Below are 13,062 nucleotides of genomic sequence, written 5' to 3' on the forward strand. Positions count from 1 at the left end.
TGAAGCCAGATGTATGATGTGTTTTTCACTTTTCATTTTCTAAGCTCCAGCATCTAACTTCTTAAAACTGTCTTCGACAGTGCCTGCCCTGAGCTTGTCGAAGGGCTCAGACTGACAATGAATACACTATTTTCTTCTAACTTCGGTCTTCTGACATCTTACTCTTTTCATTTTTCGTTTTTCACTCTTCACTTCTATACCTTCTGTCTTCCGTCTTCCATTACCCAACAAAAGGATTTAGCTTTTTGACCTCATTTTCTTTTGTATAAAATCCGAACTTGAAACCCACCTCTTGTACATACACATAACTTTGTATAGAAAAATCATATTCAATCGGAGCGTTTAAGTTTTTCATCACTCCTATGATTCGATATAATTTGGTTTTTGAAATTCCTAAACGAGCCGAACAATCCTCTGGCGACCCCGTTGCCTGTAGTCGAATCAGTTGATCAACACGTTCTATAATTTCGATATGTTTCATTATAATATTCATACTGTTTTCCCTTCAGATGATTATTTCTAGTTATTGATATATTCCAATTGCATAGTAAGAAGCCTAACTCACCTCTTACTATCTTTTGTTTTCCTCTTTTCACTTCACGTTTTATTCTTTTATATTTTGTTTTTATAGCTTTTAATCAGATCAACTATAAATTCTGCATCTAAGTAGTACATGAAATATCCTAGTATCTATCTATTTAAAAATAGATATACTATCATTTTAGAAAATACAGAATGAGAGAACTATACTATAACTTAGAATTAAGAAACAGTATATTCCTGGCTTTATAGATTAACTGTATGGCTTCATCCACAGATTTTCCTTTACCATATAGTTTATGAATCCATGTGTAGAGTATAATTTCATAAGGATTATGCTGCCCTAGATTATATACAAATTCGTCTGCTTTGATATGCAATGCTTCTAGGATTTCAGATATGAATTTATTTTTGATGAGATACAATGGGTAGGATTCCATAATACTATGTTTTTTGTTACCACAAATGTATGCGGGAAGATGGGCAATATGCAAGGCAAGTAAGTCGTGATTTATAAAAAACAGGGTAATAATTTATATATTAAGACAAGTAGAAAATCATGATTAAACACTGATAATCAATATGTTTATATTACAAAGATCTAAAACATAAGAAGATACTACGGTTTCAAAACACATCATGACACCACACTATTAATTTATCTCTAAAGCGATGCAGAACTTGCCGAAGTATACCTTTTTATCCAACCCACTAATCTCAAAATTCGTCACTACATTTCTAGCTTTTTGATAAAATATGAAGGATATATCCCTGTATTTTTATAGAATTTTTTAGCAAATATCTCAGAAGAATTAAAACCTACATCCTTGGCAATAGCTTTGATCGTATATTTTCTAAACGTTGCATCTGATTGTAATTTATCAATCGCAAAACCAATACGTAAATCATTAATATATTGACTTATACTCTTTTGCTTATATGTATTGATCACAATAGATAAGTAACTAGAGTTTGAACCAAAACTTTTTGCCAGATCTTTAGCATTAATATTAGGAGTAAGATACCCTTTCTGATCTTCGAACTGTTGTAATTGAGTGAGTAGATGCTCCAGGGCTTCTTCGCTTATACTAGATGAAACTCCTGTTTTGTATATCGCAGATGTTTTAATTGTATTCTTATTTTCATCTTTACCCAATAATTGTATAAATCGTTTTTTATATATCTGTTGTCGGTAATAATAATAACCTACGCCTGTCATACTTACTACCAGCAATAAAGAGATAATCCATGCTTGATCGGTTAGTTTATCTTTTTCCTTGGTCAAAATAACATTTTTATTGGTAAGTTTTTCGTTTTCATATTTGGTAACAGCATAGATTTCTCGATTTTTTTGATTGATCTCTTGTAATTTATGATGTATTTGATCATATACTATTGCTTCTTTGCTCACATTTTCTTTTAACTTAAAGATATACCCCAATGCTTTGATAATAAAAACTAAATCTCCTCGTATTTTTGCATTTTTATAAGCAGCTTCGGCATACTTTAAGGCCTTACTTCTATCTTTCTCAAAATAATATCTGGTCAAGTGAATATTACTACTCATCAAACCTCCAACATCGTTTATTTCGTTTCGTAAAGCTAATCCTTTTAAAAGTAATTTTTCAGAATATTTATTTTCCTTACCATCAACCCATTGCAAATGCCCTAAATTTGAAAGTACTCTAGCGTATTCATTTTTATCTTGTTGTAAAATAGTATCAGATTCCAATGTTTTTAATAAGCGTATAGCTTCCTGATATTGTCCCTCCGCAGCTAATATTAAAGCTTTCGTATTTTTAAAAATCAATATGTTTTTGATTCCTATGGTATTAATAGAAAAACTGTCTTTGCCTAAAGCTAATGCTCGTTCATTATACCTTCTGGCCTCATCATATCTTTTTGATTCTTTATTTGCCACAGAAATAATATGATATAATCCTGCAAGATTTCTTAGATCAGCAGTTTTTTCTAAATATCTTACACCGTCTATAGCTGTAGTCTTACTGCCAGAAAAATCACCCAATGAAGTTTGAATATTAGCCATATCTAATAAACTTCTCCCTAATGTTATTGTGTCTTTAGTTATTTTTGATAGTTTAAATCTTTCAGTATGATACTTAAACGATGTTGCTAATTGATTACTCTTTTTATGATATATACCAAACTTCAACAATGCCTTTTGGACATACAATGTATCTTTTTTTTCTATTGCCAGATCATATAATTGACGTGTATATATAATGGCACTATCATACTGTTTAACTTGCCCTAACAATCTTGTCTTTCTCATTAATCCAATATATATCAAGGAATCTTGTTGAGATGAATATGCTCCTTTTAAAAAAGAATTTATATACTCTAATCGTATAGGGATTGGTAAAGAATCTGCTTTACTTAGTTTATAGTATTGAGTCAGACTATCTTGTTGTTTTTGGCTATATATTGCATTAGATAATAATAGAGTTATTACTAATAAAGAAAAATTAATATGCCTGGACCTAAGCTTCATTTTACTAAGCTACTAAATTCACCTGAATACTGGTACTCTTGTTATTTCTATTGTAAACTTTTTTAGGACGAGATTCCCCCTTGTAACAATTCTTTCTTAATATAGTCTTCCTGTTATAGTATCAAAATCACTATTTATTTGACATGTCAGGCAACTATTTACGTCTAAATATTGTCTATAGGTATAGAAACTTGTTTGATATAAACTTCATCATAATGATATATAATAAAACCATCATCTTTTCATTTTTAATTGGCCTTGTGGGTACTATAGGCTCTGCACAAACAATTACTTCTAAAGTGGTAGATAAAAAAACCAACCAGCCTATACCATTTGCCACGATCCAGATATCAGAAAATGATGGGGTCATTACCAATGAAGAAGGAAGGTTTACGATACATATGTATCAGGCAAATGCCTCTGCAGATTCTATCTATATCTCTTCTATGGGATATGAAAAAATAGGTATTGCAGTACAGCCCGCAATAGATAGTATCATTTATATCCAACCCAAGGCGATAGAGTTAAAAAGTGTATACCTGTCTAACAAGAATTATACTATAGATGAAATCATGGATAAGGTCGAGGAACGATTGGCACAGAATTATCATTTTGATATGACGCAAAAGCGCTTGTTTTTTAGACAATCTGAGTTTAATACCATGAAGAAACTGGATGTGGAGTTTAAAAAATCTACCATCGAAGAACTTAATGAAGAATTTATCGATAGCGTGATTACTATTATCCCAAGAAAATCAGAATATTATATAGAGACCCTCTGTGATTATTATGGTAGTGTCGAAAAACGAAAAATCAATATCATTAAAGCTGCAGAATTATACGACAAAAATAATTCGGGTTCTATGGAAGCAATGTCAGAAAAGTTAGAAAAAATTTTTAAAGACAATGTAAAACCTGATTCTTATCTAAAAATTAAATCGGGATTATTTGGCACCAAAGTACAAGTAGATTCTATCCTCGAACAGAGTGAGGAAGCCAAAGCAGCCAAAGATGAGATTAATGATAAAAAAGAGGAAAAAAGTGAGTTTCTTAAATATAGAAGAATGGCAATAGAAGGGCTTTTTAAAAATATGTTCTTTCAGGAAGATCCCACAGTAAATTTTATCAGTAAATCAGGACGATATGAGTTTGAGTTGATTGATTACACCTATATGGATGACAGTAGCGTATACATCATCAATTTTTCGCCTAAAAGAAGAGAAGATTTTAAGGGGACTATATATGTAAATACCGAAGACTTTGCCATCATGCGTGTTGATTATACTAATGTAAAAAACTTACGCAATTTTAGACTGCTTGGACTTAGCTACCAGGAAAACCTTTATAAAGGAACAACAATTTTTACTAAAGGACAGGATAATAAATACACGGTAAAGTACCTCGAAAAAATAAAGGGTAATCTTTTTGGTGTGGATCGACCGCTAAAAGTAATCGAAAAGAACAAACACGTTAAGGGAAAACGCAAACAAAATGAATTATCTCTGGAGATCGATGCCGGTATTGGTAATGTTTCTAAATATGAAATAGTAGTTTTTGATTCTAAATCCTTAACCGAAACCGATTATAATGGTAGCATAGAAAACAAGTCCATCAGGCCTGAATACCTATCAAGATATAACCCAGAATTCTGGAAGGGGTATAATATCATTGAGCCTAATGCTGCCATAAAACAATTTACCGTAGCCCCAGAGAGTGAATGATTGTATTATTGTCATCCCAGTTTAGATTAGAAAGACAATTATAATAGATTCCGGATCAAGTCCGGAATGACAAAACTAAAATGTTTAAAATAATGATTATTAAGTTGTCATCCCAGCGTAAGCTGGGATCTATATGACTCTTTTAACTACACTTCGATAAACTCAGCAGGACTATCGAGATGCAACAATACCTAAACAATACTCCCATCCAACAAATTAATCACTCTCGATCCATAGGCCATATTTTTTTCAGAATGTGTTACCTGTATAATAGTTACACCTTCTTTATTAAGTTGTGTAAAGATCTCCATAATTTCTTCTCCTTGTTTAGAATTCAAGTTCCCGGTAGGTTCATCGGCAAGGATAAGTTTTGGACTCGCAATAAGTGCTCTGGCTACTCCTACCAATTGCTGTTGCCCACCACTTAACTGAGCAGGAAAAAGATCTTTTTTACCCACAATATTAAAACGATCTAGCATATCTCCAACGAGTGATTTTCGCTCAGAAGCACTGTGTTTTTTGTATAATAATGGCATTTCCAGGTTTTCCTTGACCGTTAATTCATCAATTAAGTGGTATGCCTGAAAAACAAATCCTACATATTGCTTATATAAGTTGGCGCGGTGTTTCTCTTTGAGCGTATGAACAGATTCATCCAAAAATGTATATTCTCCCTCATTAAAATCATCCAACATTCCAATTACATTTAGTAAAGTTGATTTTCCTGATCCAGAAGGTCCCATAATAGAGATAAAATCTCCTTCATTAACCCAAAAATTAATATCTTTTAATAAGAAAACCTTCTGTCCTCCAGAATGTACCCACTTCGAAATATTCTTTAAATTTAATAGCATCTGTATTTGTTTTATTTTTTAAAATTAATATTTATATCATTTGATTTTACATACAATTTATAAGAATTGATGTATTGTTTTTATTCTTCTCTAAGCGCATGAATCGGATTTGCCAACGCTGCTTTTATGGACTGAAAACTACAGGTTATTACTGAAATTATAAAAGTGATTAGTCCGCCACTTAAAAGCATCCAAATCGATATATCAATACGATACGTAAACTCTTCAAGCCATAAATTCATAAGATAATATACAACAGGAACGGCAATGATAAATGCCAAAGCGACTAAGCGCATAAACTCCTTTGTAAAAAAAGAAAGAATTTGCAAGATGCTGGCTCCCATCACCTTTCGAATTCCAATCTCTTTGGTTTTTCTTGAAGTAATAAACGACATCAAGCCAAAAAGACCAAGACACCCTATGCATATGGCGAGAATAGAAAAAATGGTAAATCCATTAAACACCAATCGCTCCAGAACATATTCTTTTTCGATAGCATCGTCTAAGAAATCATATCGATATATCGAAGAAGTAAACGTATCTTCCCATACCTCCTTAATCATCGCAAGGGATTCATAATTCTGATTTCCAATTTTGATAAATGCCTGGTTTTGATAATACTCCCAATTTAAAATAATACACGGAGTAATCTCATACTGAAAGGAATTATTATGATAGTCTTTTACTACTCCAACAATAGTGGCTTGACCTTCATTAATCTGAATTTTCTTTCCGATCGCCTCTTCTGGTGTCCAATTATAGGATTTCAGTAAGGTTTCATTCACAATAAATTCATCAAAGGTTTCTTTATTGGAAGTAAAATTTCTTCCGGCCAGGAGTTCTAAATCATAAAAATCCAGATAATTAACATCTCCTATTTTCATCTCAGCATCCAAAGATTCTTCTACTGTCTGTTCTGGACGACGAAAACTTGTTCCTAACTGAAAGCCATGAACTGCCATAGGAGGACCAGAACCAAAACTAACTTTAGAAATGTTATTGTTTTCTAACAGTACGTTTCTAAACACTTCCAATTTTGAAAACTCTGGTGTTGGTGTCATCACTACAGCATTTGATGAAAACCCCATAGATTCATTCTTAAAATAATTCATCTGTAAAGCCACAACTATCGCTGCAATGACAAAAAGCTGAACAATAACAAACTGAAATACAATTAATGATCTACGTAGATTAAAATTTCCCGTTCCGCGTAGCTGAATTCTATTTTTTAATGCTTGTATTGGTCTATATGCAGAAAGAACGATAGCAGGATAAATAGCTGCCAGAAGAATGGTAAAACAACCGATGAGTAGAATCAAACCTATATGACTCCAGGCAAACTGAAGCTTCAAATCAATAATAGATAAATTAGTATTTAACTGATGTAGTAAGGCACTCACAATAGCAACAGAAATACATAATGTCCCTATAATAATGATACTATTTTCAAATACAAACTGACGTATTAAATCTCTTCTTTTACTCCCTAAGACTTTGCGAATACCTACTTCTTTTGATCTAGATATCGATTGTGCAGTAAGTAGATTGATAAAGTTAACGATAGCAATGACCAAAATAAATAAGGCTACAATCGAAGCCGTAAAGAGAATTTTTGACGGCAAAATATATCCGCCAGGGCTACTGCCATATAATGTTTCGTTATGAATTTCTGTTAATGGCTGAAGAAAATATGAAATACGTTTATCATCTTCTGGTTTTAGGTATTTTTTCTTCCAGCTAGCAATTTTAGCCTCTAGAGGTTTCCTCAATTCTTCATTTTGTAAAACTACATAGGTCGTTCCCTGGTAATTCCCAGACCAATTTCCTGAGAAATAGGGATTATTAATTTTAAAGAATTCATACGGAATCAATATGTTGTATCGTTGATTAGAGTTTCCGGGAGCACTTTTTATAACACCAGTAACTTTAAGTGGATCTTTACTTTGTAGAGCTATGGTTTTGCCCAGAATCGATTGATAATTCTCGTTATGTTCGGGAAAATACTTGTTCGCCAATTCTTCTGTCAATATAATCGAATTGATATCTGAAAGTGCAGTATTGAAATCTCCTGCAATCCATTCGATATCAAATGTTTTAAGAAAGAAAGGGTCTGCAAACAATACATGAGATTCCTCGAATCGTATTAAGTCTCTTTCTCCGTCTTCAATACTAAACTCGCGACTTACTGGTCCAGCAGTCTGAGTAACCATATCAATTTCGGGAAAATCATTACGTAGTGCCGATGCTAAAGGATATGCCGTAGTATTCCAATATAACGTCTGATCGGGTAATTGATTATGTTGAACTACCCGATACGTGTTTTCTGCTTTTTCGTGATAGTGATCAAAACTAGATTCATACCTCACAAAAATCAATATGACCATACAAGTACTAATCCCTATGGACAATCCAAAGATATTAATAGCAGTATTCACTTTATTTTTCAAAAGATTTCTCCAGGCTATTTTGATATAGTTTTTAATCATCACGTTTTCTTTTACTCGGTTCGTAAATTATGTATTGGATTAGATGATGCTGCTTTAACCGTTTGAAAGCCAACAGTTAGCAATGTAATAATCACCGCACATAGTGCAGCCAATATAAATACCCATATATCGATCGGGGTTCTATAGGCAAATCCTTTAAGCCATTCATCAACCAGAAAATAAGCAAGAGGTGAAGCTAACAGAATCGAAACTCCTATAAGTTTGGCAAATTCTGATGAAAATAATACTGCTAATTCTGATACTTTGGCTCCCAATACTTTTCTAATACTTAATTCTTTTACCCGCTGTTCTGCTGTAAAGGCAGCCAAACCAAATAATCCAAGACATGCAATAATAAGCGCCATAAGAGTGAATATATTTAGTACAACTCCCATTCGTTGTTCTGACTCGAAGGTGTTTTCAAATTCCTGATCCATAAAACTATACTCAAAAGGTACTGATGGATCCATCTGTGCAATCTCATTTTTTACATTTTCGACCAAAGCTTGCAGGTCAGTTGCAGTCTTCACTACTTCTGGATTAAGTTTCATGGAGTAAAAAGACAATCCTCCTCCATAATCCCAAACTTTATCATTTTGATGGTGGATAATAACCAATGGTCCTATTTCCTGATGTACACTATTAAAATTAAAATCCCTTACCACTCCCAAGACTTCAAATTCATCCTCGCTTCCAGAAGCAAGAGCCACTATTTTTCCGATTGGAGAGTCTGAAGCATACATTTCTTTTGAGCCCCAGCCTAATGTTTTAACTGCTTTCTCATTGAGTATCACTTTATACTTATCATTAGGTCGGGAGGAATCAAAATTACCTCCTGCAACAAATTCTACTCCCAATACATCGAGATAGTCCTCTTCTGCTCTTACATTTCTAAGCTGAACCACATCATTTTCGGGTCCCAGAGCTTTGTATCGATCTCCGGACCATATGTTTGGAGGTATCCCAAAAGATTTACCAACTTTAGAAAATGCAGGGTTTGATGCAAATTTTGCTTTAAGTGATTCTGTGTCAAATCCCATCTGTTCTATATTATGAATCTGCAAAATATTATCCTTTTCAAATCCTATATCAAGAGTAGAAGTATATGATAATTGTTTTTGAACAAATAGTGTACAAATAACCAATGCAATAGAAATGGTAAATTGAAATACCACTAGTCCGTTTCTAATTCCTTTTCCTCTAAACTTATTACTGATTTTTCCTTTTAGTGTTTCTACAGGTTCAAACATAGAAAGATAAAAAGCCGGATAACTTCCAGATATAAGACCTAAGCCTAATATAAATAGTACCACGATTCCCAAAAATATGGGATTGATGAGGTACGGAATTAATGCTAGTTGTACCTCTGCAATATCGTTAAATGTATGTAAGGATACTTGTACTAATACCAAAGCGATAATCGTACCTGCCAATACAAAAAGTGTTGATTCTAATACAAACTGTTTGATCAATGCTTTTCGTTTTGATCCCAGAACTTTTCTTACTCCTATCTCCTTTGCTCTTTTGGAGGATCGCGCTGTAGAAAGGTTCATGAAATTGATACTAGATAAAATAAGTACCAGAATACCAATAGCTCCAAATATGTTCACAAACATAGGATTACCAGAAGGTCCAAAAACATTAAAATTAGGAGATTCTGATAAGTATATCTCTCTAAGTGGTTGAAGATTTAATGTCCAGGCATGTCCAGCTGTAAACTCATCAAATGTCTGGTTAAAAATACGTTCGGTTGTTGGTGGAGCCCATTTTGGGGGTATTGCCTGAATTTTATCAGTAAATGCCTTCATATCGGTTCCTTCTTTTACCAGACCATAGGTTGCAAATGCTGTCCATATCCATTTCCATCCATTAGCATCCATCATTTCTGAATAGCTTTTTAAAGAAACGATCATATCAAACTGAAGGTGCGATTTATAAGGAACCTCAGCAATAATACCTTGTACAGTATATGTTTTCCAGGAACCATCATAATCCTTAACCTCCAATGTTTTTCCCATAGGGTCATCATCACCAAAATAACGTTCTGCTGTTTCTTTGGTCATCACCATAGTAAGAGGCTCACTAAGTGCTGTTTTGGGATCTCCCTGAAGAAACTGAAAGGAAAATACATCAAAAACATTCTCTTCGGCGGCAAAGTAACGGCTTTCATTATAGAAATTAACTTTATTATTATGGTTAGCACGAATTGTTTGTCTTCCGGTACTCAAAAGTCTTGTTACTTCTTCAAACTCTGGTGCATCTGCTCTTAGTGCGGTAGCTACATTAGGTCCTGTGCTAGAAACCATTTCGTCCCAATCTCCCCAAATATTGGGTTGATTCACTCTGTATATACGATCTGCTTTTTCATGAAAGGTATCATACGTCATTTCGCTATGAACATATAAGCCAATAATAAAACAAGTTGCAATACCGATGCTAAGTCCTAATATATTTAGAATTGTAAATTGTTTTTGTCGAATGGCATTTCTCCAGGCTATTTTGATATAATTCTTAATCATAATTTTCCTTTTATTCTGTTCGTAAACTTTTAACAGGGTTAGATACAGCTGCTTTTATAACCTGAAAACTTACCGTTGCAAAAGCGATACCTAATGCTACTCCACCAGCAATAACAAATAATCCCCAACTAATATTAATATGATATGCAAAACCTTCTAGCCATCTGCTCCCGAGATAATATGAAATCGGACTTGCAAAAAGAATAGCGATAACCACCAACTTTAAAAAATCCTTAGACAGTAACGTGGTAATTCCTAATACAGACGCCCCAAGAACCCTACGTATTCCGACTTCTTTTTTTCGTTGTTCTGTTGTAAACGAAGCCAATCCTAATAATCCCAGACACGCTATAAAAATGGCAATGAATGTAAAACACATAATTACATTAGACATACGTTGTTCTCGTTCATAATTTCTTTGGAAATCCTGATCTAAAAAAGAATATTGAAATGGAACTTCAGGATTTATTTTTTCCCAAACTCCTTTCACACTAGACAATGCATTATCAAATTGCCCTTCTTTAATATTTACAATAAAATAATTGGGCTGATTACCCTTATCAAATTTTCGTATAGCATAAGGCAAAATGCTTTTATGGAAGCTACGTGAATGAAAATCTTTAATTACACCAACAATTTGTAATGACTGTTGCTGATTATCAAACTCGTAATGTACTTTTTTTCCTATGGCATTATTAGCATCATATCCTAGTTGTTTAATAGCAGTTTCATTAAGTACTACTCCATCAAGATCTGCTTCTGGATTTGTAGATAAAAGCCTACCTTTTATTAATGTATACCCCAATGTTTTGATATAATCTTCATTGGCCTGGGCATAATGAATTTCGACTTTATCATCCAAGGATTTATCTTCAGCATAAATGAACATATCCTGTACCAGGTCAAAACCCGGATAAGTAGATCCCGCAGAAACCGAAGCTACTTTTGGGTTCTTAAGCATTTCATTTTTGAAAGCATTGTAATTATCTACTGCAGTCGTGCTTCGCAAGGGTAATATAATTTGTTGATCTTTTTTAAACCCAAGGTCTTGGTTCTTAATAAAATCTAATTGTTTTGCGATGACAACCGCTACTAAAATTAAGCATACCGATATTGCGAATTGAAAAACGACCAATCCTTTGCGAATAAAAGTTGCAGAAAAGCTATTGACTAGTTTTCCTTTTAATACGGTTGTTATCTTAAAAGAAGACAAGTAAAATGCAGGGTACAATCCCGAAAGAAGGCCTGTAAAAAGTGTAAGGCCAATACCCCAGAATATGAGTTGCGGGCTCTCTAAAAAGACAAGCTCTTTCTGTGAAAACTTATTAAAAATTGGTAAAAATAATACTACAATCACCACAGAAAGGCCTAACGCCAATACAGACATCATCAAAGATTCCCCCAAATACTGAAATATCAATGATTTTTTATGTGCTCCCATTACTTTGCGTACTCCTACTTCTTTTGCTCTTTTTTCTGAACGCGCTGTAGAAAGATTCATGAAATTAATACATGCAATCAGCAATAAGAAAGCTGCTATAGAACCAAAAATATACAGGTATGTCATGTTACCATTTACAGAAAGTTCATTACCTATATCAGATTTTAGGTAAATATCTTTTACCGGCTGCAGAAATAGTTGTTTAGAAAGGTTCATTTCCTTAAAATCAACAGCAGCGTTACGTTCTAGAAAAGCAGGTAGCTTTTCTTCAAAAGCAATAGTGTTCGTTCCTTTTCCAAGTTTGATATACGTATGAAAGATATTATTGTATGCCCAGTTGGTTTGTTGACCTACCCACTCTCCTATATCTGTGTTTTGCATAGAGAGAAAAAGGTTTGCATTAATATGCGACTTAGTGCTATTGTTTTTAAAAACTCCTTTAACGGTGTAATTGTATTTTCCGTAGGGGATTTCAATATTAATTACTTTATCAATTGGATTTGCATTACCATATAATTTATGGGCAATAGCTTCAGAAATCACTACGGTATTAGGTTGATTGAGTGCCGTTTTTAGATCTCCGTAAGAAAAATCATATGTGAATACTTTAAAAAAAGTAGAATCTACATAATACCCATTGGTTTCATAAAATTTAATATTAGTACTCTCATCTTTTAAAAGCATTTTATCTGTTGTCGGAAAATTAAGGATACGTGTTGCCTCTTCAATTTCAGGGAAATCAGAGGCCAAACCTTGGGCTAATGGTGCAGGACCTGCAGCCCATTTTTCTCCATCAGCTTCTAGAGCTATGCGATATATCTGATTTATATCCTTATGATGCTTATCATAACTTGTTTCACTAAATACATATAACATCAAAAGAAAACATGTAGCCAATCCTACTGCTAACCCAAAGATATTGATGAGTGAAAAAAACTTGTTTTTTAATAAGTTCCTCCAGGCTATTTTGATATAATTTTTAAACATAA

Annotated in this window: 8 protein-coding genes; 1 reads left to right on the plus strand and 7 read right to left on the minus strand. The window is 33.4% G+C overall.

Annotation, left to right across the window (positions count from 1 at the left end; all coding sequences use genetic code 11):
* Positions 1-220: 220 nt before the first annotated feature.
* From DK442_RS11340 to DK442_RS11350, 3 genes are all read right to left on the minus strand, one after another.
* On the minus strand, positions 221-493 hold the full coding sequence (locus DK442_RS11340; protein WP_143919196.1) for a hypothetical protein: 273 nt from the start codon (positions 491-493) through the stop codon (positions 221-223).
* Positions 494-749: 256 nt separating this feature from the next.
* The gene (locus DK442_RS11345) at positions 750-980 is read right to left on the minus strand and encodes a hypothetical protein (RefSeq protein WP_109435998.1); all 231 of its coding nucleotides are present in this window, start codon (positions 978-980) and stop codon (positions 750-752) included.
* 290 nt (positions 981-1,270) lie between these two features.
* The gene (locus DK442_RS11350; RefSeq protein WP_109435999.1) at positions 1,271-3,052 is read right to left on the minus strand and encodes an AraC family transcriptional regulator; all 1,782 of its coding nucleotides are present in this window, start codon (positions 3,050-3,052) and stop codon (positions 1,271-1,273) included.
* 215 nt (positions 3,053-3,267) lie between these two features.
* Between DK442_RS11350 and DK442_RS11355 the strand changes: the two genes are divergently transcribed.
* Positions 3,268-4,773 (plus strand): carboxypeptidase-like regulatory domain-containing protein, encoded by a 1,506-nt coding sequence (locus tag DK442_RS11355; RefSeq protein WP_160114132.1) that lies wholly within the window; start codon positions 3,268-3,270, stop codon positions 4,771-4,773.
* 191 nt (positions 4,774-4,964) lie between these two features.
* Here DK442_RS11355 and DK442_RS11360 read toward each other — a convergent pair whose 3' ends face one another.
* The 4 genes from DK442_RS11360 to DK442_RS11375 form a co-directional block, all read right to left on the minus strand.
* Positions 4,965-5,627 carry an ABC transporter ATP-binding protein gene (locus DK442_RS11360; protein WP_109436001.1) on the minus strand — a complete coding sequence of 221 codons (663 nt, stop codon included), beginning with the start codon at positions 5,625-5,627 and terminating at the stop codon, positions 4,965-4,967.
* A gap of 80 nt (positions 5,628-5,707) precedes the next feature.
* Entirely contained in the window at positions 5,708-8,113 is a 2,406-nt protein-coding gene (locus DK442_RS11365) for an ABC transporter permease (protein ID WP_109436002.1), read from the minus strand.
* Positions 8,114-8,124: 11 nt separating this feature from the next.
* Positions 8,125-10,632 (minus strand): ABC transporter permease, encoded by a 2,508-nt coding sequence (locus tag DK442_RS11370; RefSeq protein ID WP_109436003.1) that lies wholly within the window; start codon positions 10,630-10,632, stop codon positions 8,125-8,127.
* 10 nt (positions 10,633-10,642) lie between these two features.
* Complete coding sequence (locus DK442_RS11375) at positions 10,643-13,060, minus strand: ABC transporter permease (protein ID WP_109436004.1); 2,418 nt, start codon at positions 13,058-13,060, stop codon at positions 10,643-10,645.
* Positions 13,061-13,062 lie beyond the last annotated feature (2 nt).

The sequence above is a fragment of the Aquimarina sp. AU119 genome (assembly GCF_900312735.1).
Classification (GTDB): Bacteria; Bacteroidota; Bacteroidia; order Flavobacteriales; family Flavobacteriaceae; genus Aquimarina; species Aquimarina algiphila.